This window comes from Paraglaciecola sp. (assembly GCF_039964565.1).
Classification (GTDB): domain Bacteria; phylum Pseudomonadota; class Gammaproteobacteria; order Enterobacterales; family Alteromonadaceae; genus Paraglaciecola.
This window is the reverse complement of sequence record NZ_JBDVXF010000041.1, coordinates 1-25,857: the sequence shown is the minus strand read 5'-3', so window position 1 is coordinate 25,857 and position 25,857 is coordinate 1. Positions and strand designations below refer to the sequence as shown.

The 25,857-nt window shown below is 39.2% G+C and carries 16 protein-coding genes; 13 read left to right on the top strand and 3 right to left on the bottom strand.

Annotated features, from left to right (window positions below; translation table 11 throughout):
* The first annotated feature begins 471 nt into the window (after positions 1 to 471).
* Complete coding sequence (locus ABJK37_RS18025; RefSeq protein ID WP_348356833.1) at positions 472 to 5,463, top strand: PAS domain S-box protein; 4,992 nt, start codon at positions 472 to 474, stop codon at positions 5,461 to 5,463.
* Positions 5,464 to 5,710: 247 nt separating this feature from the next.
* Positions 5,711 to 6,934, top strand: coding sequence for an EAL domain-containing protein (locus ABJK37_RS18020; RefSeq protein WP_348356831.1), 1,224 nt, complete (start codon positions 5,711 to 5,713; stop codon positions 6,932 to 6,934).
* Between the two features lie 114 nt (positions 6,935 to 7,048).
* On the opposite strand, the gene ABJK37_RS18015 is transcribed toward ABJK37_RS18020, so the two are convergent.
* Positions 7,049 to 8,878: a glycoside hydrolase family 3 protein gene (locus ABJK37_RS18015; protein WP_348356829.1), complete on the bottom strand. Its 1,830-nt coding sequence runs from the start codon at positions 8,876 to 8,878 to the stop codon at positions 7,049 to 7,051.
* Positions 8,879 to 9,363: 485 nt separating this feature from the next.
* On the opposite strand from ABJK37_RS18015, the gene ABJK37_RS18010 reads away from it, so the two are divergent.
* Both ABJK37_RS18010 and ABJK37_RS18005 read left to right on the top strand, forming a co-directional pair.
* Positions 9,364 to 12,816 carry a hypothetical protein gene (locus ABJK37_RS18010; RefSeq protein WP_348356827.1) on the top strand — a complete coding sequence of 1,151 codons (3,453 nt, stop codon included), beginning with the start codon at positions 9,364 to 9,366 and terminating at the stop codon, positions 12,814 to 12,816.
* Positions 12,817 to 12,992: 176 nt separating this feature from the next.
* A complete protein-coding gene (locus ABJK37_RS18005) occupies positions 12,993 to 14,954 on the top strand; it encodes a vanadium-dependent haloperoxidase (protein WP_348356825.1) in 1,962 nt (653 codons plus the stop codon).
* 125 nt (positions 14,955 to 15,079) lie between these two features.
* On the opposite strand, the gene ABJK37_RS18000 is transcribed toward ABJK37_RS18005, so the two are convergent.
* Complete coding sequence (locus ABJK37_RS18000; protein ID WP_348356823.1) at positions 15,080 to 16,651, bottom strand: sugar porter family MFS transporter; 1,572 nt, start codon at positions 16,649 to 16,651, stop codon at positions 15,080 to 15,082.
* A 192-nt stretch (positions 16,652 to 16,843) separates the two neighbouring features.
* Here ABJK37_RS18000 and ABJK37_RS17995 point away from each other — a divergent pair, with 192 nt between their 5' ends.
* Positions 16,844 to 18,034: a histidine kinase gene (locus tag ABJK37_RS17995; protein ID WP_348356822.1), complete on the top strand. Its 1,191-nt coding sequence runs from the start codon at positions 16,844 to 16,846 to the stop codon at positions 18,032 to 18,034.
* Between the two features lie 12 nt (positions 18,035 to 18,046).
* Complete coding sequence (locus ABJK37_RS17990; RefSeq protein ID WP_348356820.1) at positions 18,047 to 18,868, top strand: LytTR family DNA-binding domain-containing protein; 822 nt, start codon at positions 18,047 to 18,049, stop codon at positions 18,866 to 18,868.
* A gap of 28 nt (positions 18,869 to 18,896) precedes the next feature.
* Here ABJK37_RS17990 and ABJK37_RS17985 read toward each other — a convergent pair whose 3' ends face one another.
* Positions 18,897 to 20,186, bottom strand: coding sequence for a DEAD/DEAH box helicase (locus tag ABJK37_RS17985; protein ID WP_348356818.1), 1,290 nt, complete (start codon positions 20,184 to 20,186; stop codon positions 18,897 to 18,899).
* A 307-nt stretch (positions 20,187 to 20,493) separates the two neighbouring features.
* On the opposite strand from ABJK37_RS17985, the gene ABJK37_RS17980 reads away from it, so the two are divergent.
* From ABJK37_RS17980 to modC, 7 genes are all read left to right on the top strand, one after another.
* Positions 20,494 to 20,961 (top strand): CreA family protein, encoded by a 468-nt coding sequence (locus tag ABJK37_RS17980; protein WP_348356816.1) that lies wholly within the window; start codon positions 20,494 to 20,496, stop codon positions 20,959 to 20,961.
* Positions 20,962 to 21,233: 272 nt separating this feature from the next.
* A complete protein-coding gene (locus ABJK37_RS17975) occupies positions 21,234 to 21,710 on the top strand; it encodes a rhodanese-like domain-containing protein (RefSeq protein WP_348356814.1) in 477 nt (158 codons plus the stop codon).
* A gap of 47 nt (positions 21,711 to 21,757) precedes the next feature.
* Positions 21,758 to 22,327 (top strand): RNA polymerase sigma factor, encoded by a 570-nt coding sequence (locus tag ABJK37_RS17970; RefSeq protein ID WP_348356812.1) that lies wholly within the window; start codon positions 21,758 to 21,760, stop codon positions 22,325 to 22,327.
* A complete protein-coding gene (locus ABJK37_RS17965) occupies positions 22,324 to 22,701 on the top strand; it encodes a DUF6768 family protein (RefSeq protein WP_348356810.1) in 378 nt (125 codons plus the stop codon). The genes ABJK37_RS17970 and ABJK37_RS17965 overlap by 4 nt, the downstream gene beginning before the upstream one ends.
* Positions 22,702 to 22,931: 230 nt before the next feature.
* Positions 22,932 to 23,720 (top strand): molybdate ABC transporter substrate-binding protein, encoded by a 789-nt coding sequence (modA, locus tag ABJK37_RS17960; protein ID WP_348356808.1) that lies wholly within the window; start codon positions 22,932 to 22,934, stop codon positions 23,718 to 23,720.
* A complete protein-coding gene (gene modB, locus ABJK37_RS17955) occupies positions 23,717 to 24,412 on the top strand; it encodes a molybdate ABC transporter permease subunit (protein WP_348356806.1) in 696 nt (231 codons plus the stop codon). The genes modA and modB overlap by 4 nt, the downstream gene beginning before the upstream one ends.
* Positions 24,402 to 25,535 (top strand): molybdenum ABC transporter ATP-binding protein, encoded by a 1,134-nt coding sequence (modC, locus tag ABJK37_RS17950; RefSeq protein WP_348356805.1) that lies wholly within the window; start codon positions 24,402 to 24,404, stop codon positions 25,533 to 25,535. Before modB ends, modC begins: the two co-directional genes overlap by 11 nt.
* Positions 25,536 to 25,857 lie beyond the last annotated feature (322 nt).

Here is a 25,857-nt window from a genome sequence, read left to right as displayed (position 1 = left end):
AGTCGAGAAATTAATCCTAAAGGGCAATTTGTTTTCACTTTAAAAAAAGAGGCTTAGTTAACCTGAACTCGGGATAAGCCGTACCGTCCAGCACCGCTTTTATTGTGCCTATCTTCGTTGAACTTGCTCTCAATAGCTGGCAATTGCTTCACAAGCTCGCCTTGATAAACACAATAATATCAGCACTGGATGCATTAAATTGGCGGCTAGATAAATAGTAAGATTATAACCTATTGTTTTTATTAGATTGACTTCATAGAACGCGGCACGTCTTAACCCGAGCTCAGCTTAGTTAACATTTGGTAGGTCAATGGGTTTGGCTAGCTGGATAACTTAAAATTTAAGTAAGGAATGGCGTAGTGTGCTTTTCTAGGTATTATTCTTCATACTTTGTTGCACTATCACTTCTATTTCAAAGCATTTCACTGCTATATTCTGCTACTTAATTATTAGTTATCGGGAAAACGTTCAATGGCCCTCCGTGTTTGGAACAGTCTGTTTTTTAAGGTTTTATGCATTTTTTTATTATTAGTGAGCCAGGCAAGTTTTGCATTCAGCCGAAAAGTTCTTGAACAAAGCCCTGATACCATAAAATTAGCACTCGTTTCTTTAGTTGTTGTATTTGTTTTGATGATTGCTTTTATTATCATTTTTAAGTTTCAACTCGGCAAAGCTCGTAAACAACAGCTTGCGCACAACAAAGAGTTAACTGAAAAACAATCACTACTCAATGACTTTAAAGTAGGAATGTTACACGTTAATCAAATAGGCGAGATTATTTTCGCAAATCGAGTTGCGGCATTTTTTCTAGGCAGTAAAGAAGATAAATTGCTGGGTAGGCCTTTAGTCGATGTGTTTTCCAAAGAAGTGCAAGAGTCAATCAATGCAGCGTTAACATCAAGCCAATATATGTCTCTACAAACATACGTGGTTGCGAGTAAGCGTCAATTGCAATTAGGATTTGCTAAACAGTCTAGTGGCCATGCTGGTATTGCGAGTGTCATTTCCCTCGAAGATGTGACTAATTTTCATCATCAAGTTGAGCAATATTCCTGTAACTTAACTAGCCTTGATTTGGGCCTTCAGCGAAGTGGTATTGCGAAGCTGACTATCGACTTTGAGAGTAATACGTTTACGACCGATCAGTTGTTTGCAGACTTATTGTTAGCCGATGCACCTTTAAGTGGAGATCTTAATCAGTTAAAAAAAATGCTAAGTAGTAAAGCTGCTTTGGCATGGGAACAAGCTTTAGAAAACGGTAAAAAACAGCATCAAGTGGATATAAGTTGTGAGTTATTACAAATTGATGAAAATCAGATTGAAACTCAAGGCAGTGAACCCAAAGATGGGCAACTTCAAAGTACTATTTCACTGCGGTTTATTGGCCTGAGTAGGAGAAAAAATGACAAGGGTGAAACCACGCGTCTGGATTTTATTGTACAAAATCAGTCGGAGTTACAGCACTTTCAAGATTTACTTTTTGCCAGTCAACAACAAGTTAATACGCTATTAGCGACTAGCCCTCAAGCAGTGTACGTTTTGGATGACGGCGGAAATTTAACAGCATGCAATTCCGCTTTTGAGTCCTTGTTCAAACTCAAATTTTCAAAAATAGAAAACCAGAATATCCGGGAACTAGAGATACTTCCTCCGGAAATAAGTCGGCTACATATTGATAGTCAAACTAATTTTAGTTCTGCTAATGTTGGGCATGATAAAGAATTCGAATGGCAACTAGCCGATGATCGAAAACACAGTCTCAAAATAAAGCTAAAGTTTTTTGTAGGCAAAAATAAAAAACGCGCCGGTATGGTAGGCGTAATTCAAGATGTAACAGAACTTAAACATGCCAAAAGACAGCTTGAACAAGAGCGAAAACACTTTATCACTATTTTGGATTTAGCTCCGGTTGCGGTAGCAACCATTGATGCAGAAGACCGTATTGTAAGAGCTAATATTGCAATGACTGATCGTTTAGGTTTAAGTGAAAGAGAGCTCAAAAAAGACACTTTTTATCAATTATTTAACGATTCTAGCAATGCCGGTAAGGCAGCGAAACAAATTCATCAAAGTGGTAGGTTGCGTGGATTTGTGGCGCAACTAAAAGGTAAAAACGACGAATTGCACCCTAGTGAGTTACACGTCGATTTACTCAACAAAGAAACTCAAGAGTATTTATGCTGGATTTCTGACCGTACTAAAGAGCAATTCCATCAAGATAAATTTGATAGCTTACTGCAGCATAGCAGTATGCCGATGGCAATTTTGAGTGAACAGGGTTTTAGTAAGTTGAATCCCGCGGCCTGCGCATTTTTCAATATTGAAGAAGAACGAGAATTGTTTGGCAGTTCTCCTTTTTCTGCCGAGCTTAATTTAGATCAACAAGCATCTGAAGAGTTAGAGCGACACATTACTAAGGTTAAGTTAGAAGGTCAGGCTAAATCCTTGCAATGGGAACATAGAGTAGGAAAGGAGCTGTTACCCTGCCAGGCAACATATGTGCCTATGTACAAAGGACAAGATTTTGATTCAATACTTTGTATTTGGACTGATTTTAGAGACTTGCAGCAAGCTGATGAAGCACGTATTGAAGCCATAAACCGCCATCAAGCTGCTGAAAAAGAAGTCGCCGAAAAACAGCAATTATTGAGAAGTAGTCAGGATCAGTTAGCGTCTAAGATGAAAAACTTAGCTGACACAGAGTCTAAATTACAGGCAGCGCAAGACGATTTGTCAGAAAAACAAAATGAATTTAGTAACTTACAACAGGCTCATCAGAGTGTTACCGATAATTTGCAAGAATTACAGCAAGACTATAACCAAAATCGTACCCAGTTAGTTGAGGCACAACAAGCTAATACGGCTCTGGCATCTCAGTTGCAGGAGTCAACAGCTAAAGTGTCGGGGTTACAGGCGCAACGTAATCAAATCTCGGATGCCCTACAAAATAGCGAGAAAAAGTATAAGTCTGCACAACAAGAATTACTTGAGAGTGAAAGAAACGCCGAAACTTTAAAACAAGAACAATTGAAGCAACAAAGTAAGATGGATGATTTTGTCGCAGAAATTAATGGACTTAAAGAGTCTATTGAACAAAAAGACTTACAAATTAATGAAGTTGGCGGACAAATAACTAGCTTGCAGTCGGAGTTGTCGAGTTCGGGTAATACCACAGAAAAGTTAAGGCAATTGCTGGATAATCAGCGAAAGGCCAGTCAACAAGCAGAGCAACAGCGCAGAAACCTTGAACAGACTTACAAACTAGCCGAGTCGGAATTATCTAATAAAGTTCGCCATGTAGAGCATTTGCAAAATGAAATGCAAAAATTTGAAGAAATGTCGAATCAACAAAAAGGCGATATGCAGCAGCAACAAAGTCAATTGATGATGGAATTGGAAGCTAAGCAACAACAATTACAAGAAACACAACAAGCACTAGATGAAACTAAAGAAGCAGCTGAAAAAGAGAAAGAGCTTAAGGAACAACAGCAAAATCAATTAGCGATATTACAGCAAGAACTGTCTGATATGGAAAGTCACAGTTTGCAGCAACAGCAAAAAATGGCAGAAACAGAACAAGAGTGGCAGCTACAACAACAAAAAATTCAACAAGAGTTGATGGCAAAACAACAACAACTCCAAGAAACTGAACAAACTTTGCAGCAAGCAAAACAACAAAGCGAAGCTGAAAAAGCAGAGAAAGAACAACAACTCGCATTATTTGAAAAACTTCAGTCAGAGCTTGCAGATGTCGAACACAGAAATGCTCAGCAACAACAGCAAATTGCTCAAAGAGACAATGAATATAAGCTGCAACAACAAAACATGCAGCAAGAACTTAAAGCCAAACAACGGCTGTTACAAGAAACAGAGGACAATTTAAACCAAGCTAAAGAACAAACGGAAACCGAGAAAAAACAACAGCAAGCCTTATTTGAAAAATTACAAAGTGAGCTGAGTGAAATGGAGGCGCGAAATGTCGAACAGCAACAGCTCATGGCAAAAAGTGATAAAGAATGGCAGTTGCAACAACAAAAAGTACAACAAGAATTAACTTCTAAGCAGCAACAATTACAGCAAACAGAACAATTGTTGTCGCAAACTAAACAACAAACAGAAGCTGAAAAAGCAGAGAAACAACAACAACTCGCTTTACTAGAACAATTGCAACAAGAACTTGCAGAAATGGAACAAAGAAGTACGCAGCAACAACAAGAAATTGCTCAAAGTGACCAAGATTGGCAAAAACAACAACAAGCACTTCAGGAAGAAGTCGAGGCTAAACGTCAGCAATTACAAAATACTCAAGGTAATTTGGATGAAATTAAACGTCAAGCTGACGACGAAAAGCTTGCGCGCTTAGAGCAGCAACAGAAACTTGAACAGCTGACTGTAGAATTAACTGATGTGGAAAGTCGTGCGGTCAAACAAAAGGAAATGATTGAAGGTAGTGATGAACAATGGCGTAAACATCATGCAGAGATTGAACAACAGAAAGTACAATTGCAACAAGCTTTAGTTGAAGCAGAAAAGCAAAATACGCTTATGCAGCAGAAACTAGAAGGGAATCTACAACAACTTCAACAAGCTGAATCTCAAGTTTCAGAAACCCAATCAGGGGAACAGAAACTGCAACAAGAACTGAATAATGCCCGCAACGAAGCAGAGCAGTTACAACAACGTATACAATTACAAGAACAACAAGAGCGTAAATTGCAAGAACAGCTTGCACAGCAACAAAAAAGCCTGCTTGGTAGTGAACAAAATATTCATACCCTTGAGGAAAAACAAGCGCAATTAACGGAACAATTGCAAGCGGTGCAACAAGAATACTCAAACAGCAAAGAGAGTCTCAATGATCAGCATAGTGACCACGCAGAATTGGCGGCGCAACTTCAAAAGCTGGAACAAGATTTACACAACAGTCAATCTCAATTAAACGACAAAGAAAATGCCCTGCAGGAAGCTAAACAGGAGTTGCAATCTAATCAGGAAAAACTAGCTGAACAAGAAAGTGCCTTGCTCAGTGCTCACAAAGAAGAGCTACAACAAGCCATTGAGCAACAACCGCTACAACAATCTCAAGCCACATCTGACATCGCGAAAATAGAGATGCCAGTTAATCCAGAAATTTGGTTTGACTTATTGCCTTATCTACAAAATCAAAATGTTACCAAACCTTTGCCGGTTGTATTAAATGAATTGATGGAAGAACTGAAAAATGGCATTCAAGAAACTAATCATGCGGTAGATGAAGATGATGTGACTTCTATTTTGAAAGGCGCCCGTAAGTTAGTTTTAGTGGCCAATAAGGTCAATTCCGAAGCGTTAACTGATGTGGTAACTAGGCTTGAAACAGATTGTCGAGAAGGTCTTGTGGACAATATTGCCATATCATGGCCAACAGTTGAACGTTCACTAAACAATACTTTAAGGGTGATCTATTCGCATTTGAATAATTGATAATTATATAAAAACGCTGAAATGTTAGAGATTTATAACTCACGAACGATTACAATAACTCGCTTCTCGGTAGATACCGAAAAGTTGCCGGTAGTAAACCTAGTCTGATGGGTTTTTGCTTGAAGTGGCAACATTATTGTTGCAAGCTGGTTTAGCAGGTAATTAATGTTTTATTTATCAGAGATTATTTAGAAAACATTGATGGCTTGAGTTCTGTTGAGTAATTGTTTCCCTGGAAGATATCAATTTGAATTTTTATGTTGCGCGCCAACCTATTTTGGACACAGACAAAAAACTATTCGCTTACGAACTATTGCTTCGCAATAGTTTAGATAATTTTTTCCCAAAAAATGTCAGTGATGAAGAAGCTACAGCCAAAATTATAGATGGATTAGAGTATAACTTGGGTTTAGAAAGTTTAACCCAAGGTTCATTAGCCTTTATTAACTTCCCCCATGATTCTTTAATCAATGGTTATCCTTTGTTATTAGATAAAGAAAAGATTGTGGTGGAAATACTTGAAACGGCTAAGCCAACTAGAAAGCTGTTGGCAGCATGTATCGATTTAAAGAAAAAGGGATATACAATTGCGTTAGATGACTATGAGCACGGTTCTGCTTGGATTCATTTTTTTCCTTATGTGGATATCATTAAACTTGACTACTCGCTAACCTCAGAGGAACAGTTTGAGGAAATCATCCAAGTATTAAGTTCCTTTCCTGAGATAAAGTTACTGGCCGAAAAGATTGAAACCTATTCAGAATTCGAACATGCGGTAAGTATTGGTTGCTCGTATTTTCAAGGGTACTTTTTTAGCCGGCCTGAAGTCATTAAAACAGTGGCGTTTAACCCTTCACAGGTTGCAGTTGTTAATTTAATGTCTGAAATTAACAAGGACGATCTTGATGTTAAAAAGATCACCTCTATTTTTGAAGATGAAGTCAATTTGGCATTTAAATTACTTCGTTACGTGCAATCACCGATATTTAAACGAGATGCGAATATAGAATCTATAAAACAGGCGATTTTAGTTTTAGGATTTGAAGAATTAAGACGTTTTATTTGTTTATTGTTCACTGCACAATTTTCGATGGGTAAACCTCAAGAGTTGAATGTTATGGCGTTAGCCAGAGGGCGCTTTTGCGAACTAATGGTGAATGCCGCCATGCCAACTCAGTCTAAATCGTCCGCTTTCCTGATTGGGTTGTTGTCTTTAATTGACGCAATGGTTGATGGAGACATTCAGGAGCTCATGGATAAGTTGCCGCTGCGCCAAGAAATAAAAGACGCCATTGTCAAACGACGAGGCGAATCAGCTAAGTTTTTACAACTGTGTGAATTATTCGAAAAGGCAGATTGGGCCAATATTGAAGAATTTAGTCAGAAACTAGGGGTAGATGCAGAGCAATCAAGCTTGTTGTATCAAGAGGCTTTGAGTTGGGCAGATCTTAGAATGTCTGCGATGCACTAATTGTTGTGAAGGGTGATAATTCAGATACTATCACTGTTATCATTTTACCGACTGAAATGACCTTGAAACTTACTCAATATTGTTTGTAGTAGATATCTAAAAAGCCTCTTTAAACTAAGAGTAATGTAATCCATAACCATAAGGGAATAGGGGCTTATAGTGTTTGTCTCCAATATTCACCTTTGGTTGCGACAATGTTGGCCAACTGAAAGATAACTTGCCCGTAAAGTCATAATCACCGAATAATACATCACTGATCCCTTGACCTTCTGAGCCGGGCAACCAGGCTGCAATAAAAGCGTGACAGGCATCGAGCTCTGGTTCAATTAGTAATGGCCTACCCGATACTAAAATCGCAATCACAGGTACGCCACTTTTAGTGATGTTTTTAATCGTTTGTAAATCCTCGGGATAGAGTTTATTGAGCTCTAACGAATCTCCACTTGCCCGTAATACTTTTACCTGGCCATTAATTTGTGAGCCAGCTTCGGTGATTATTTTATCATCACCTCGTATATCGCCCATACCTTCAGCGTAAGGGGTTTCACCAATTACAACCACTGCAACGTCATGTAACTCAGGTGCAGCTTCGAGGCCATCACTATTTACACTTAACTGTGAAGCCGGTGCCGTTTTTTTAATACCTTGCCATATTGAAGTGCCTCCGACGATCTTTTCGTTGCCAGATACGCCTTGCCAGTTAACAGTAAAGCCGCCACATTGATGACCTAAATTATGGGCATTTTTACCCGCGACCAATATTCGGGCATTTTTATTAAGGGGTAAGATATTATTGTGATTAGCTAACAAGACTAAGGATTTTCTGACTGCTTTGCGCGCGACTTGGCGGTGTTCATCGCAACCAAACGAAAAATGGTTTGACCATTTACGTAGTGCCGGTCGCGGTTTTTCAAACAAACCAAAGGCGTACTTTACTGATAAAATACGCCTTACTGCATCATCGATTCTGCTGATAGATACAGTACCTAGTTCAATGTGACTGCGTAAGTTCTCAATGAATACTTGCCAATTTCTTGGCACCATAAACATATCAATTCCGGCATTGACACCTTGGGCTACAGCCAGATAAAAGTCATCTTCTAAATAATCAATTCCCTGCATGTCAGAGATAACAATACCGTCAAATCCCAATTTTTGTTTTAAGATATCCACCAGTAAAAATTGATGGGCATGGCATTTATCACCATTCCAGCTACTGAATGACACCATAACACTTAGTACACCTGCTTTAATTGCGGCTTTATAGGGCTGAATATGGATGGCTTGTAGTGCTTCCCAACTAAGGATTGTGTCGCCCTGATCAACACCATATTGTGTACCACCATCACCTACCCAGTGTTTGGCGCAGGCTAAAATATTATCTTGACTGAGTTTACCTTGGAGGGTTTCAATCATCTTCTTTGCGTATAGGGAAACTAGTTTAGGAGCTTCAGCATAACTTTCGTAACTGCGACCCCAGTGATAATCCCTAGCAACAGCTAGGTTAGGAGCAAATGCCCAATCTACGCCTGTTGCCAAAACTTCTTTACTGGTCACTTCGGCAATTTGTCTTATTAACTTGGGATCGTTTGCGGCACCTAAACCAATATTGTGCGGAAATATAGTCGCGCCTTTTACGTTATTATTACCGTGGATCGCATCAAGGCCGTAAATAATAGGAATACCGATATTCTGTGAGTCTTGGCTACTTGATGCCTCCCAATAGGCGTCGTTCATTTTTACCCAGCCTTTGGGGCTATTATCCTCTGGGCACGAACCTGCGCTACTTAATATCGAACCTAAATGGTGTTTTTTTGCTTGTTCTGGAGAGCAGGTCATACAATCTGCTTGTGTCATTTGACCAATTTTTTGTTCGAGTGTCATATGCTGCAACAATTCGTCAATTTTTAGTTGTATCGATTTGTTTTGTAATACTTTGTTCATTAATGATCTCAAACTCGTCATTGAGTTTCGTTAGGGGAAAAGGCAAATAATGGGACCGTTTTCACAAAACTTAGCGTTGCCTTAAGTCACCATATTTCAATGGGGTATTTACACAATGTAAACACGACAAAATGGACTAATTCTAGGATAAAATGGAACTCATTTATCATTTTTTGCAGTATTTCAATAACATCATTATTCACGCTAGATGGTTTATTCGGATATTGACATTTCAGCAATAGGGACCATTTTCGAAGCGTTTTCCTCAAGGCTTTTTGTCGCGTTCACAGTCCTTCTCACCTTTTTTGATTTGAGTTAAATATCGAATGAATTACTGTGGGTCGTTTATTTGGAACAACTCATAGTAAAAAGGTTAGAGCCAAAATTGTGAAAGTTGTATAAGTCAAAAACACTTAGCGGATGCAATAAAAACAATGAACTAATCTTTGTTTTTATGATTCAGTGATATAGAAGAGAGTAGATAAATGAGCGGTTTAGATCCTAACTCAAACGCAGTAAGTGGTGAGTTTATTGATTTGGAAGGAGAGCGTTACTACGCAATTCACAATGTTGAAAAGATGCCACCGTTTTTTATTAGCTTGGTGTCTGACAGTGACCACTGGTTGTTTATTGCCTCTAATGGTGGATTAACCGCTGGCAGGGAATCGCCAGAAATTTCATTGTTTCCCTATGTACCGGTTGACCGTATATATGAAAGTAATAGCCATACGGGCAGTAAAACACTATTTAAAGTTAGAAAGGGAAACAAAAACTTTAACTGGGAGCCTTACAACAAAGACGCCAATCGCTCGTATCGAATTACCCAAAACCTGTATAAAAATACCCTAGGCGATAAAATTTGCTTTGAAGAAATTAATCATGACTTACAGTTAATTTTCAGTTACAGCTGGAAAACCAGTGACAAGTATGGCTTTTGTCGCCAATGTAAATTACAAAATTTGTCTGATGACACTGTCTCTATCAAGATGCTGGATGGTTTACAGAACATCTTACCTTCAGAAACTCCCCGTTTAACGCAAAGTAATGCCAGTAACTTAGTCGATGCCTACAAATGGAATGAATTAGATCAATCAACCGGCCTTGGGATGTTTACTTTGTATTCGGGAATTACTGACCGCGCGCAGCCTAGTGAATCTTTGAAAGCCAATACTGTATTTAGTTTAGGTTTTGATAAACCTCAGATCTTGCTGAGTAACATTCAGATAGATAAGTTTTGGAATGGTGAAACTTTACTAGATGAGCCCTATCAGCGAGGGATTCGTGGAGCGTATTTGCTAAATGTTGAATTTGAGTTAGCAGCACAAGCGTCGCAAACTTGGCAAATTGTTGCCAATGTTGAACAAACTCAGTCGCAAGTATGCGAACTGATTCACGCACTTGGAGATCTTGAAAAAATATCAAGAGCAATTGAAGCTTCTATCAAGAAAGGGTCTGACGCCTTAGCGAGTATTATGGTGAGTGCAGATGGTTTTCAAGTGACAAACCAAGAAAGTGTCACTGTACATCATTATGCCAATACCTTGTTTAATTCGCTAAGAGGTGGCGTGTTTGATGAGCACTACAATATTTGTATGGCTGATTTTATTGCCACTCTAAAAAGTTTTAATTTGCCACTATTTATCAAACACCAAGAACGTTTAACGCGCTTACCTGAAAAGCTAGCCTTTAAACAGTTTACACAACTTACCCAAGAATTGAACGATACACACATTGACCGCCTCGTTGCTGAATATCTGCCCGTCACTTTTGGCCGGCGTCACGGCGACCCAAGCCGTCCTTGGAATCAATTCGAAATAAGACTTAAAGATAAACAAGGCCATAAATTATTGTCTTATCAAGGTAATTGGCGAGATATATTTCAAAACTGGGAGGCATTGTGTTTTAGCTACCCTGAATTTATCGAATCAGTAATTACCAAGTTTGTGAACGCCTCTACCATTGATGGTTATAACCCTTATCGGATTACTAAAGGAGGCATCGATTGGGAAGTTGAAGAGCCGGAAGATCCCTGGAGTTTTATCGGTTATTGGGGAGATCATCAAATTATTTATTTATTGAAATTGTTGGAATTGTCGGAAAGGTTTCATCCCCAAAAGTTAACTGAGTTATTGCCTAAATCGATTTTCTGTTATGCCAATGTGCCGTATCGAATAAGATCATTTGAAGCCATGTTGGAAAATGCCAAAAATACAGTCGATTATGACGAAGATTCTGCTAGTAATATTGATAGTAGAGTTCGATCTGTAGGGGCCGACGGTAAGCTAATTTGGGATCAAAATGGTAAGGTTTACCTTGTGAATTTAATGGAAAAACTTCTGGTGCCTTTACTGTGTAAATTAGCGAATTTAGTGGTGGATGGAGGGATTTGGCTTAATACACAACGACCTGAATGGAATGATGCAAATAATGCATTGGTCGGTCATGGTGTGTCGGTTGTGACTTTAAATTATTTACGCCGTTATACCTATTTTCTGCAAAATTTGTTAATGAAACAAGACAAAAACTATGATGTGGAGCTTTCGGTAGAAGTCGCATTGTGGTTACAAGATACTGCGAAAGTACTCACTGAACTAAGCGTTAAATTATGTAAAACATCCGTAACAGATGAACGGCGATTTAACGTATTGCGAGCGTTAGGGCAAGCAGCCTATAAATACCGTAGCGGTATTTACCAAACTGGTTCATTTAGCCATAGAGTGACAACAAAACTGCAGTCGATCCAAAACTTGTTAGATGTGTCTCTGGTCGTGATAGATCACAGCATTGATAAAAATAGTCGGGATGATGGGTTGTTTCACTCATACAATTTGCTGTCTTTCGGCGAAAACAAAGCACAAATTAAACAACTTTACCCAATGCTAGAAGGGCAAGTGGCGGCCCTAAGTTCAAGTGCCATAACTCCTTTGAAAGCAGCAGATTTGTTGGATGCTCTCTATTCGAGTGATATTTTTCGTCCTGATTTGAATTCCTTCATGTTATATCCTGATAAAAGCCAAATGGGCTTTTTAGCTAAAAATATCATTCCGGTTGATGAAGTATTAGCCATTCCGGTATTTATGGAAATGCTGCAACTAAATGAGCGGAGTATTGTGACCCAAGATATAAGCGGTAATTACCGTTTTAATGCTAACCTAAAAAATAGTAGTGACTTATTACTGCAACTTCGCAAAATAAGCCCGCAGCATAAGGAGCTTACACAAAATACAATTAACCAAATTGCACAGTTATTTGAACAAGTTTTTAACCACCAAGCATTTACCGGTCGTTCCGGTGCGATGTTTGGATTCGAAGGACTGGGTTGCGTTTACTGGCATATGGTGTCTAAGTTATTACTTGCAGTACAAGAACAATTTTTCCAAGGCTTAGAAAACAATGTTGATGCTACGACCATTAAACGTTTAGCAACGGCATACTATCGTGTTAGGCAGGGGATTGGGTTTAACAAAACACCAGGAGAATATGGAGCGTTTCCTTGTGATCCTTATTCCCATACGCCTAAACATGCCGGTGCTCAACAACCAGGTATGACAGGCCAAGTTAAAGAAGAAATCTTGACACGATTTGGTGAACTGGGACTCAAAGTAAAATGCGGAAAAGTGTACATTGAACCTAGATTATTACGTAAACAGGAATTTATCCAATCTCCGAAAACTTTTAACTATCTAGATGTGAGTGGAAAGTGGCAAGAAATAGCCTTGTCAGCGAACTCACTCGCATTTACTTGGTGCCAAGTGCCTTTTGTCTATCAGTTAACCAAAGGAAATTCGCGCCTAACGAGCATACTTAATGATGGAAAACGGCAAAGTAGTGCTTTTATTGGCCTAGAGTCGATGATTGCCAAAGAGTTATTTGCTCGCAGCGGTAAGGTAAAATCTATTTACGTCTTGCTTAATGAATCCTATCTATTTGAATATTAATGATTAAATAAAAAATAAAGACAAAGGCTAGCGATGGATAAATTGAGCTTTGAATCCTTATGTGTAGTTATTTTTAATAGTAGGAACAACCAAAATATCTTAATATAGTTTTCTTTAGGTAAACAGCATAATTCGATATTGGTAATTTGAAGATGGATATAAATGTAGTAAAGGACATGAGTAATTTAAAAAGACTGGTGATACAACTAAGTGTAGTGGTTTTTACTGGTTTTCTAGTGACAGCATGTGGTGATTCTAACGAAGATAATGAGATCGTTCTTACTCCAGAGCGAGAAGGCCATTCGGTAGCTCGGATGTGGAATGAAGTGCTTTTAACTGCGATACGTAACGACTATGCTCGTCCTACAGTGCACGCTAGAAATCTATTTCATATTTCTTCCGCCATGTATGATGCTTGGTCGGTATACAAACCACAAACTCAAAGTTTTTTGTTTGATAATGAAGTCGCCGGTTTTGCTTGTAGTGCCGATAGTTTTAGTTTACCTGACGATGTTTTACCCCATCAGGAGCAAGCGATTAGTTACGCAGCTTACCGGATTATTCAACACCGTTTTAAGTTTTCTCCGGGTTCATTCGAAATTATGGAAGCTGCCGATTCACTTATGACTAGTCTCGGTTTCAATATTGAAGACGAATCATTGGATTATTCACAAGGATCAGCTGCTTCATTAGGTAATTATATTGCCGATTGTTATATACAATTTGGTTTGCAAGATGGTTCAAATGAGGAAAACTTCTACGCTAACACTACTTATCAACCGGTAAATCCGCCATTATTTCTCAGTTTAGGCTTAGCAGGTAATCCTTTTATTAACGATCTGAATCGGTGGCAACCTTTGTCAATTAATGGTTACATTGATCAATCAGGTAACCTTGTTGACGATTCGCCGAGTTTTTTGAGCCCTGAGTGGGGAAGCGTCGTACCATTTTCATTGTCTGCAAATGACAAAAGTGTGTTTACTCGTGATGGTTTCGATTATCAAGTGTATCATGATCCGGGCATGCCCCCATTAATTGATGGAGATATGAGTGATGAATACAAGTGGGGCTTTTCTCTTGTTTCTATTTGGTCTTCTCATCTAGATCAAAATGACGGAGTAATGTGGGATATTTCACCGAAAAGTCTTGGAAATATATCTGAATTTCCTAATTCTTTTACGGAGTTTAATGAGTTTTATAAACAAATAGAGGGAGGAGATCCCAGCACCGGTTATGCATCTAACCCAATTACTAATCAACCATATGAAGAACAAATGGTTCCGCGAGGGGATTACGCTCGAGTATTGGCAGAGTTTTGGGCAGATGGCCCAGAATCAGAGACTCCTCCGGGTCATTGGTTTGTTATTCTCAATACAGTGAGTGATCATGAGCTATTGGAAAAGCGTTGGGCGGGCGAAGGCGATATTTTAGGGGCTCTTGAATGGGACATTAAAACCTATTTCGCTATGGGTGGAACAATGCATGATGCAGCAGTAGCTGCATGGGGGATAAAAGGACGCTATGACTATATTCGGCCTGTTTCAGCGATCCGCGCTATGGCTGAAGGGCAAAGTAGTGATCCATCATTGAGTTCTTATAGCATTAACGGTATACCATTAGTAGAAAACTATATTGAATTGGTTACAGAAACAGATCCGTTAGCTATAGAAAACACAAACAACATAGGTAAAATTAAGCTCTACACTTGGAAAGGTCCAGAGTACATAAATGATCCCGCCATCGACCAAGCTGGGGTCGGCTGGATATTAGCAGAAAAATGGTGGCCTTATCAAAGACCTACCTTTGTTACCCCACCATTCGCAGGTTATGTATCTGGGCATTCAACTTATTCTAGGGCCGCAGCAGATTTAATGACTTCCATGACAGGTTCGGCGTTTTTCCCTGGTGGAATGAGTGAATTTGAAGTGAAAGCCAATGAGTTTTTAGTATTTGAACAAGGCCCAAGTGTGGATATGACTCTGCAATGGGCAACGTATCAAGACGCATCGGATCAGTGCAGTTTATCGCGCATATGGGGCGGGATCCATCCTCCGGCAGACGATATTCCTGGTCGAAAAATCGGTGAAAAAATAGCGGTAGATAGTTTTGAGTTTGTGGAGTCGCTGTTTAATCAATAAAGTATTTTTTGCAGGTGTGAGTTCGAGGTGTAATGTCGAATTTGCGTCAATCATGGTAAAAAATGGATACAATAGAAAAGCCATTGTATCCATTTTTACCCTTTAAATTTAAAAGTTATAGGTAGTTATTTAACTAAAATAGCTTCCAATTCCTCTAAGGACTTTCCCTTCGTTTCTGGTAAAAATCTAACAATAATCATCAGCCCAGCAACAGCAAAGCTTCCATAAATTGCAAAGGTCCATGTCGCACCTAAATTCGACAATTCCCACGGAAATACCAGTTGAACCAAAAAGCTCACACCGGAATTAATTAAACCAACAAATGAAATCGCTATTCCTCGAATTCGGTTTGGGAACAACTCTGAAAATAGCACCCACATTACCGGGCCAAGGGACACTGCAAAGCAGGCCACAAATCCCAAAATGCTCACTAAAATGACTGTTCCATTCATTTGGATTGCCGCTGAGACTAAGGTGGATTCAAATTGTGCAGCTTGTACTATTCCCAAACTATCGCTAATGGCAGACTTAAATGCTAAATCATTGGTAAATGTTGTGCCTATAATTGGTTGCAAGGCTTGTATGTTAATTTCTGCAGATAAAGTGCTAATTGCTTGTGCTGTTAAGGTGTATGACGCTGCATTAAACTGAAACGCCAGACTAAACATGCATAGGATTATTCCTGATACCCCCATAACCAATAGAGATTTTCTGCCTATTTTGTCAATTAGCGCTATGGCAATTAAGGTAAATACCACATTGGTAATACCCACTAAAATTGCCTGCATAAATGAGGCATCTGTGCCTAAACCTGTTTGTTCAAATATCATAGGCGCATAAAAGAATACTGCATTGATACCGGTGATTTGTTGCAATATTGCAATGGAAATGCCGACTATCATGACCAAACGCATAGAGGGCTTGAGTAAGTCCATAAATGCCCCCTTCGCTTGGTTTTGAACAAGATTGATGTTGTTATTTATTTCCTGAATTTCTTGTTTAGCACTTTGTTCGCCCAAAGCTTGTTTTAGTATAACGTTTGCTTCTTGAACTCTGCCTTTCATCATTAACCAACGTGGGCTTTCTGGCACTATCGTAAGGCATACAAAGTATAATAGGGCAGGGATAGCTTCTATTCCTAACATCCAGCGCCAGTTCCAATGGTTTATTCCCAAGGATTGCACCCATTGGGTATCAGAATCGGCAGCCTGCAAAATTAAATAGTTGGTAAAAAACGCGACTGAGATACCGAGCACAATATTTAGCTGGTTAAGTGAAACCATACGACCACGATATTTGGCAGGACCAATTTCTGCAATGTACATCGGAGCAATAATTAATGCCGCGCCTACTCCTAAGCCCCCTAGCATTCTGGCTAAAACTAAGGTTAAAAAGTTAGGAGCAAACGCCGATGCAATCGCTGATACAAAAAACAACGCAGCAGCGATTTTTAATACTATTTTCCTTCCAAACTTGTCACTCAGCGGACCGGCGGTGATCATTGCAAAGGTTGCCGTTAGTGACAAAGAAGCCACTGCCCAACCCAGTTGAATTTTTGTTAGGTTAAATTCAGGCTCAATAAATTTGACTACTCCCGAAATAACAGACGCATCAAACCCCATTAAGAACCCTCCTAATGCAACTATGATGGATACGTAAAACACGTAAAAAATAGATTGAGGCTGATTGTTTTTCATTCTTATGCCTTATGTAAATCACTAGTGAAAACTGGGTAGCAAAGCTAGACTATTCGATTCGAAAAGACTAAGTAATTCGTTAAAAGGGTCTTTAACCGCGACAAGGCGGATTGATCCACTAGCCGCCCACATCACCCGAGTGTAAACTGAAGTTCGTTGAGATTACCAACCAAGTTGGCCTTAAGGAATTAAATGCCTCAATCACTTTTTAACGAAAGATTTCCCGCAAATGGACCTAATAAAATTTACCATTTTGGTTTGTTGCATATAGGATTTTGGACCTTTGTGAGCATTATCAGTTTTTTTTCATTGACGCTATGGTATGGGCCGTATGACTGGTTTCATGTTTTACATATATTTTTACAGGCAGGCATTGGATTAGCCTTTACGCTCTTTCTGTATTGGGTTTTTATGCATATTTGGAATAAGCCATTTGTATACAGAGCCAGTATTGGATTGTTAATGGTGTTTCTAGTAGCGTTTGTGTGGACCTTAGCCAGAATTGAGTTGTTTATGTGGATAACCGACGCTGGCAGTAAATGGGACGAATTTGGTGGGTGGCATTTTGCCAGTGTATTTATATTTTTGTGTTGGTCTGGTTTGTTCCATGGGATGCGTTATAACGATTTGTTACAGACCGAACATAAGATTATGCTCAAAGCAGAAGCCGAAACCCGCGAAGAACAACTGAAACGTATGCGCGCTCAGTCTATTGCAAGAGACGCACAAATCAAGATGTTGCGGTATCAACTAAATCCTCACTTTTTATGTAACACCTTGAATGCAATAAACTCCTTAATAGAAGTGAACGAATCTGCAAAAGCCCAAGGTATGACGGTACAATTAAGCCGATTTTTGCGACATTCGTTAGACAATAACCCCGATACAAAAATCACTCTAGAAAACGAAGTTAACGCTCTTAATCTTTACTTGGAAATTGAAAAGACTCGATTTGGTGAACGGCTCAGTTTAGATTTCCAGATCGAGCCAGAGGCGAAAGTGGCAACGGTTCCAAGTTTGCTATTGCAGCCAATTATCGAAAATTCGATGAAACATGCCATCGCACAAAATGAATCAGGTGGGACTATTAGCCTGTATGCCGAGGTCAAAAATGAACGCCTAATTATTCAACTAAGTGATACCGGCAGTGGCAGCAAAGTTGCACATAGCAAGGTGGGCAGCACTAAGGGGCGAGGTGTAGGTCTGCGTAATACCAACGATAGATTAAAAGCGTTATATGAGCAGGACTTTTTGATCAATATCGATATTCTGCCATCAGGTGGTTTAAACACTCGTATTGAGTTGCCTTGCGAATATCTAAACAACGAAAGTTACCACCATAAACCCAACCTTAGATCGTCATCAATAGATAGTCATCAATAAAAGAGAACAAACATGAAAAGATTAAAAACCCTAATAGTTGATGATGAACCGCTCGCCTTAAAATTACTAAGAGCGAAATTAGCTAAGGTTGATATGATTGATATTGTCGGTGAATGCAAAAACGGCCGAGAGGCAATCGCCTCCACATTAGAATTAGCGCCTGATATTATTTTTCTTGATATTCAAATGCCTGGTCTAACTGGTTTTGACGTAGTTAAAGGCCTACAAAGCGACATATTACCTCTTATTGTTTTTACTACTGCTTATGAGCAATATGCTCTCGATGCTTTTGATGTTCATGCGGTTGACTATATATTAAAACCTATCGACGACGAGCGAATTTGCCGCGCGGTTCAAAGAGCACAAAAACGTTTAAATGCTGTTGATGGACAAGATAATAAACCACGCATTCTTGGGGCAATTGACAGTATGAGTCAAAGAAACCATCCCCAACAACTAGAAAATAAAAGACTGCCAGGCTCATTATCGACAGATACTTTTGTGGATAAGAAAGTCGTCATAAAGGATCGAGATGAAATTACAATATTGAAACAGTCTGAAATCGAATGGGTAGATGCTGCAGGTGATTATGTGTGTTTACATGCCGACGGACAAACCCACATTAAACGCAGTACATTAAAAGAGTTGCTGTCTGAGTTGGATGAAAATATCTTTAAGCGAGTTCACCGTTCAACAATTGTCAATTTAAATTTCATTGACAAAGTCATTCCTCATACTAAAGGAGAGTTCTTTTTATTGCTCGGAGAGTTCGAAAAGATAAAAGTGAGTCGCAATTATAAGGATGCAATTAAGGATTTTTTATTAAGTGAGTAGTAGATCATATCTACTACTCATCAACTGATCATTTTTTGCCTTTATTTGGTTTTGATGCACGACCTTTAGGTTTTTTAGCTTGATAGGGCGATGACTTGTCATAGCTTATTTTTGTTTCGCTGGCTTTGTTACTGCGACTGTTTCTAGTGTTTTTAGCCACACTTTTTAGCAAACTAACTCGGTTGCTCACTTCAAATCCTGCTTTAACTATACGTTTTATTTTACTACCAATTAACTTTTCGATTCGTGCCACAGTGTTTTCTTCTTCGCGACTCACGAAAGAAATAGCATAACCTTCTTTTCCAGCGCGGCCAGTTCGACCAATTCGGTGAACATAGTCTTCGGGTAAATATGGCAGATTGTAATTGACTACATAATCTAAACCTTGAATATCTAAGCCACGAGCCGCAACTTCTGTGGCTATTAACACTTGTAGCTTGGCGGATTTAAAGTCGGCTATAGCGCGGCGCCGCGCGCCTTGACTTTTATCTGCATGACAAACCGCCGCGTTGACTTTGCTACGTTTTAAGGCATCCATGAGTTCATCAGCTTGCTGTTTAGTACTGGTAAATACTAACACTTGAAACCAGTTTTGCTCTTTTAATAACGCTTTAAATAAATCAATTTTTCTTGACTCTTCAACCGGATACATTACATGTGAAACCGTTTCGGCTGTGGCATTAATCTTGGTTACTCTTATCACCTGATGATTATTTAATAACTTGTGAGATAGCTCGTTGACTGCTGGCGATGAGGTAGCTGAAAAAAGCAAGGTTTGTCGTTTCTTAGCAGTGAATTTTAAGATGTTTTGTACATCTGTGACAAAACCCATATCTAACATACGATCTGCTTCGTCAAGTACAACAAACTCTGTATTGGCTAAATTAACGTTGCTCAACTCTAAGTGTTCAATTAAGCGCCCTGGTGTTGAAATTAGGATATCCACGCCATCTTTCAGTTTATTCGACTGACCACCCATTTTTACGCCACCATATAATGCTGTGACTTTTAAAGGTAAAAACTGCGCGTAATCACTTATGGTATTAGCGAGCTGTTCCGCTAACTCTCTAGTTGGCGTTAAAATTAATGCTCGTGGACTACCCGATACAGTGTCTTTGGGTTTATCCAACATTTGTTGCAAGATAGGTAGCGCAAAAGCCGCGGTTTTACCGGTGCCTGTTTGGGCGTTAACTAATAAATCTTTACCTCTGCGAGCAGGGACGATCGCTTGTTCTTGTACTGGAGTCATTTGTGTATAACCGCAGACATCCAGTGCCTGTTGAATTTCAGTAGCTAAACCTAAATTTGAAAATTTCATAGTGATACAGATCCTAAACAAGAGCATGGGTAAAAATCGAGGACGGAATATACAGCATTTTGAGATTATTTGTGGTTTTTATGGGCGTAAAATTTGTTCTTTTACGGATCAGAACAGACTTGTTCGCTATGCCTGAAAGTAAAAAGCCGCTAGCATGATACTCATACTAAACGGCCCAGGGAGCTGACAGTTCACTACGCTGTCAATGGTAAGTCGTTAAATTAGGATGGAAAGTTCAATAAATATAAAAATAAAATGATAATTAGTATGTGTATACTAATTATTGTCACATAAATAGGAGGGATAAATGAAAAAGTTATGTATCTGTATTAGTTTGTTGCTAACAGTAGCATGCGATAAAAATGAAGTAGGGGATATTTCGTTAGGGGTATTTACTACACAGGATATTAAACTGAATACTTTGGTTGATCCTTTGGTCACTGGTGTAACTTGTCATGTGGCGAGCATTGAAGCTGACTTGAGTTTGTCAGATCCATCGGATAGTTCAATTGCCTGCAGGCAAACAGGTGAAATCACCTCGGCAATGATTGCTGCAATTGATAAGTCGAAATCAGGTGAAGTGGTATTTAAAAAATCCAAAAGTATCTTTTTTAAATCGATGAAAATCCGCCGCGTATTTGATGAACAAAGCCAAACTTTGATGTATGTATCTTATTCCACCAAAGAGACATCGGGCAGTTTCAAACATAGTCTTTCTACGGTTCCTTTATGGGGCACTAAGGCATATCGAGCTCCTTTGAATCCTAGTGTGTAAACTACAACAATAGAAAATCAAATGTATTGTTGCTTGATATCATGGTGGGCGACGAAATTTTCGATTGCTGAAGCATTTTATTGAGGTTTGATATCGATAGTGGAAACGACCTGTTAATCAGTTTTCGTTAATGATTAGAATTTTCTCGTTATTGTTCACTAAAACGTCGAGCATAAAAAAAGTATTATGAACTTTGCTTTTCGCAATAGACGTCTGATTTAATCCAGTACTGTTAAATCATTTTTTCATGATCGAAGGAACAAAAGGGCCTAATGGTAGACAATGCTCCCCCTAATATAGATAAAATCAAATTAGCATTAAGACAAATGTTGCATGGGACTGCTCCTACTATTAGCACCGATAAGTTGGCGGATTTAATTAGTTGTAGCTCTGACTGGTGCTTGCTTGATTGCAGAGAGTCTGATGAATTTGAAGTGAGCCATTTACCCAATGCTAAATGGGTAGGTTATAAAAACTTCACCATGTCTAATTTAAACGGTATCCCAAAAGACACAAAAATAGCCTTGTATTGCTCTATTGGTGTGCGTAGTGAGCAAATTGCTGAAAAACTCATTGCTTCTGGTTTTTCGAAAGTGTGGAACCTATATGGTGGTATTTTTGCTTGGGCAAATGAGCAAAAATCTTTAGTCGATCACAATTCTAACCCTACTTTTGTAGTGCATGGTTACGACCAAAAATGGGGGGAATTAGTCAACAACCCTGTTTTTACTAAAGTTCTATCCAATTAATTGTAAATAAATTGAACCCAAATTTAGCCTGCCACGACCTTTAAGTTATGAAAAGAAACAGTGAACATATTTTAACTGAATGGTTAGTCGTGAATTGCCAATTGGGTAATGCCAACGCGTTAGAGCAACTGATGAAAATTTGGTATCCCAAATTATTACGTTATGCCTACCGGCAGTTGGGCGACCAACAGAAAGCACAAGATGCGGTGCAAAATACCTTTGAGGTGGTGAGTAAAACCATCCGCAAAATACAAGACCCAAGTTGTTTCGCGAAATGGATTTACCAAATTCTACAAAACAAAGGTGTCGATATTATTCGACAAAAGCAACGGCAAGACAGGCTTTGTGATGAGTATGTGCAATTTCAGGCGTTACATTTTGCAGGCAGTTCAAATTGTGTTGGTGAATCTGAAAAAATGGAATTCGACCAAATGTTGGATGGTTTGCCACCTCAATTATATCAACTAGTGCATCTGCATTATTTAGAAGGTTTTAGCATGCTTGAAATAAGTGAAATGTTAACCCTTCCTGCGGGAACCATTAAGTCACGACTACACCAAGCAAGAAAATTAATACAAAACAAATTACACAACAGTGAAAGTGGAGAAATAAGATGACAAATATTAACCAAAAAATTCTCGAAGCGTTAAAAGAAGATAAAGCGGCTAACGAGTTTTCCGAAGAGCAAGCCAATGCGTTGCAACTAATTATGCAAAGTTTTAAAGGGACATTTCGCTTAACCTTTATCGTAGTCGTGACTTTACAATTGATATTTGCGGGCATAGCCTTTTATTGCGCTTATCAATTAGTGAACGAGTCGGAAATAGGGATAAAAATAAACTGGTTAGCAGGTACCTTATCGGCGGTTATGGCTTTTGCTATTGCTCGTTTATGGTTTTTTATGGAGCTCAATCGATTGTCCATAATACGGGAAATTAAACGGGTAGAACTACAAGTATCTTTGTTAGCTGAGACTCAGAAAAACCAGTAACGGTAGACAAAACCCGATGTTTATTAGCGTAAAAATGTTCAATATTGGTTGTGCAACTAGAACATAATCACTGCAGCAATAATTGACTTAGTTGCTCATAGTTTGCGATTAAAAACGAAGTATGGGCAACGCTTAATATCTTGAAAAATGATCACAACAAATCTGCTTGTGATAAAGTGATAAAAATCAATTATCTAGCGTTTTTATGACCGTATGGGTCCGATAATAATATGAAAACTGCAAAGTGGCTTGGGTTTGTTCTAGCATCCCTTTTCTCTGTATGTCTTGACGCAAAAACTGTCAAAATTGCTGTGGCAGCAAATTTTAGCCACCCCATTCGAAGTTTAATCGTAGAGTTTGAGAAAACATCTGACTTTCAAATAGCACCGTCTTTTGGTTCATCAGGAAAGTTTTATGCGCAAATCAAACAAGGTGCGCCATATGAAATATTTTTTTCTGCTGATCAAGCTACGCCAGATGCTTTGCAAAAAGAGGGATTAGTGATTAAAACGAGTCGTTTTACTTATGCAATCGGTCGTCTTGCACTGTGGAGTCCCAAGCCTCAGCTTCTTAATAACGTTGAATCTATATTAAAACTAGGTAGGTTTAATAAATTAGCGGTAGCCAACCCTAAATTGGCGCCTTATGGAGCAGCAACGTTAGAAGTACTTGAACATTTAGCGTTAGTGGATAGGACTAGGGCTAAATGGGTAACAGGGGAAAATATTGCGCAAACCTATCAGTTTGTTGCCACTGGAAATGCGGATTTAGGTTTTGTGGCTTTGTCGCAGTTGCTCAGAGTCAATAAACCTAAACATGTAGAACAGGGATCTTATTGGTTGATACCAGATGATATGCACCAAGCCATTAGGCAAGATGTAGTGTTATTGCGTTCTGCTGAAAATAGCAAAGGGGCCAAAGCATTTTTAGATTTCATGCATACTCCTAAAGCCCAGAATATCATCCAAAGTTATGGTTATTTAGATTTAAATAATGACAAGTCGGAACTGCGTTTATGAATTTATCCGAGAGTGATATTGCGACAGTCTGGTTGACGTTAAAACTAGCCACAACAGTTACAGTTTTATTGTTGATACTCGCCACTCCTATTGCTTGGTGGTTAGCCAAAACCCGCTCGTGGCTTAAAGCGCCGATTAGCGCGTTAGTATCTTTGCCACTTGTGCTTCCGCCTACCGTTTTGGGATTTTATTTATTGCTAGCCATGGGCCCCAATGGTGCCATTGGTGAGCTTACTCAATCGTTAGGATTAGGTACGTTGCCCTTTACATTTTGGGGTTTAGTGGTGGCGTCTATGGTGTATTCCATGCCTTTCGTGGTGCAGCCTATTCAAAATGCAATTCAAGCTATTGGTAACCGCCCTCTAGAAGCCGCAGCAACGCTTGGGGCAGGGCCTGTTGACCGATTTTTTACTGTTGTGTTGCCTTTAGCTAAACCTGGGTTTATGACCGCAGCGGTTCTTGGTTTTGCTCATACAGTGGGGGAATTCGGCATTGTATTGATGATAGGTGGCAGTATACCTAACGAAACCCGTGTTGTGTCGGTGCAAATTTATGATCATGTAGAGTCGCTACAATATGCTCAAGCCCATGCTTTGTCTGGGGCTATGTTAGTGTTTTCTTTTGTGGTGTTATTAGTGCTGTATACTTACCAGCATAAACGTAAAGCAATAGGTATGACCTATGGACAGTAGTGACGAGAAACTAGGAGAAAGTAATGCCGCTAGAAGCGACATAATACAAGCTCGTTTTCAAACAAGTTACCAACCACGAGCTAACCATCACTTTGAGTTAAATGTCGATATTGAAATTCCGAGTCAGGGTGTTACCGCTATTTTTGGAGAATCAGGTTCGGGCAAAACCACGTTATTACGCTGTATAGCAGGTTTAGAAAGTAACATAACCGGTTTTTTGCGTGTTAATGGGGAGTTATGGCAGGACCAAAAGCTATGTCTTGCTACTCATAAACGTAGTCTTGGGTACGTGTTTCAAGAGGCTTACTTATTTGAGCATTTAACGGCTTTAGGAAATTTACAGTATGCCATTAATCGCAGTGTCCAACCTGCTGATTCCGATTTTTTAGAACAGGTAATCAATGTGATGGGCATAAAGAACAACTTGTCACAACTTCCTGAACAGTTGTCTGGTGGTGAAAGACAACGTGTTGCAATTGCTAGAGCGTTATTGACTCAACCTAAATTACTGTTAATGGACGAACCTCTAGCGTCGCTAGATACACCTCGTAAACTAGAAATATTGCCGTATTTAGAGCGACTGCGCAGTAGCTTTAATATTCCAATTGTGTATGTAAGCCATGCTGTTGATGAAATTGTGCGCTTGGCTGACCATGTAGTCGTTATGCGAAATGGAGAAAATATTGCACAAGGTAATGTTGCTCAATTATTTTCTAGAATTGATTTACCTTTAGGAATAGGTAATGAGTTAGGAGCCATTGTTGAATGTACAATTGTTGAGAGAAATACCGAATGGCATTTGATGCGAGTCGCGTTTGATGGAGGGAGTCTGTGGTTACCTGTTGTTGAAAACTCAGACAACAGTACTCTACGAGTGAGAGTACTGGCTAGTGACGTAAGCCTCGCTTTAACACCTCATAGTGATAGTAGTATTTTAAATATATTGTCAGGACAGATTGTTGAAGTGGTCAATGATCAAGAGCCTGCTATGGCTCTGGTAAGATTAAAAGTAGGGGAGAGTTATTTGTTAGCGAGAATAACTCAGAAGTCATTGCAAAGCCTTGGTTTGGTAAGTGGTAAATCGATATATATACAAATTAAGTCCGCTGCAATAGTGCGTTAGTTGTTAATGTAGAGTCAAATCAACGCCAAACAAATAACGAAAACATTGCTGTGATTTATTTTTATTTGTGCAAAAAAAACAGCCTCAAAAGAGGCCATTTTTAAAGGTTAGCAGGATAAGCTACTAACCTTCCATGTTGAACGTTTCGGTGGCCGAAGCCCAGTTCGTTCTAGAACAATTCTTTAAGCTTATATTCTGTCGTTTAGTGCAGCGACGATAGGAGAAGCGTCTAAGCCATTTTCAGAGGCCCAAGCGAGTACCGTTTTGCCATCTTTTTCTGGCGAGCTTAAGTCACCTTTAGGCATTTTCTTGACCATCAAGG

What these genes read in the sequence shown, in the direction of transcription:
- ABJK37_RS17995 (WP_348356822.1), top strand. Translation starts at nt 16,844, where the DNA reads ATGCCTCAATCACTTTTTAACGAAAGATTTCCCGCAAATGGACCTAAT.
- ABJK37_RS17970 (WP_348356812.1), top strand. Translation starts at nt 21,758, where the DNA reads ATGAAAAGAAACAGTGAACATATTTTAACTGAATGGTTAGTCGTGAAT.
- ABJK37_RS17980 (WP_348356816.1), top strand. Translation starts at nt 20,494, where the DNA reads ATGAAAAAGTTATGTATCTGTATTAGTTTGTTGCTAACAGTAGCATGC.
- ABJK37_RS18005 (WP_348356825.1), top strand. Translation starts at nt 12,993, where the DNA reads ATGAGTAATTTAAAAAGACTGGTGATACAACTAAGTGTAGTGGTTTTT.
- modC (WP_348356805.1), top strand. Translation starts at nt 24,402, where the DNA reads ATGGACAGTAGTGACGAGAAACTAGGAGAAAGTAATGCCGCTAGAAGC.
- ABJK37_RS18000 (WP_348356823.1), bottom strand. Translation starts at nt 16,651, where the DNA reads ATGAAAAACAATCAGCCTCAATCTATTTTTTACGTGTTTTACGTATCC.
- ABJK37_RS17965 (WP_348356810.1), top strand. Translation starts at nt 22,324, where the DNA reads ATGACAAATATTAACCAAAAAATTCTCGAAGCGTTAAAAGAAGATAAA.
- ABJK37_RS18025 (WP_348356833.1), top strand. Translation starts at nt 472, where the DNA reads ATGGCCCTCCGTGTTTGGAACAGTCTGTTTTTTAAGGTTTTATGCATT.
- ABJK37_RS17985 (WP_348356818.1), bottom strand. Translation starts at nt 20,186, where the DNA reads ATGAAATTTTCAAATTTAGGTTTAGCTACTGAAATTCAACAGGCACTG.
- ABJK37_RS18015 (WP_348356829.1), bottom strand. Translation starts at nt 8,878, where the DNA reads ATGAACAAAGTATTACAAAACAAATCGATACAACTAAAAATTGACGAA.
- ABJK37_RS18010 (WP_348356827.1), top strand. Translation starts at nt 9,364, where the DNA reads ATGAGCGGTTTAGATCCTAACTCAAACGCAGTAAGTGGTGAGTTTATT.
- ABJK37_RS17990 (WP_348356820.1), top strand. Translation starts at nt 18,047, where the DNA reads ATGAAAAGATTAAAAACCCTAATAGTTGATGATGAACCGCTCGCCTTA.
- ABJK37_RS17975 (WP_348356814.1), top strand. Translation starts at nt 21,234, where the DNA reads ATGGTAGACAATGCTCCCCCTAATATAGATAAAATCAAATTAGCATTA.
- modB (WP_348356806.1), top strand. Translation starts at nt 23,717, where the DNA reads ATGAATTTATCCGAGAGTGATATTGCGACAGTCTGGTTGACGTTAAAA.
- modA (WP_348356808.1), top strand. Translation starts at nt 22,932, where the DNA reads ATGAAAACTGCAAAGTGGCTTGGGTTTGTTCTAGCATCCCTTTTCTCT.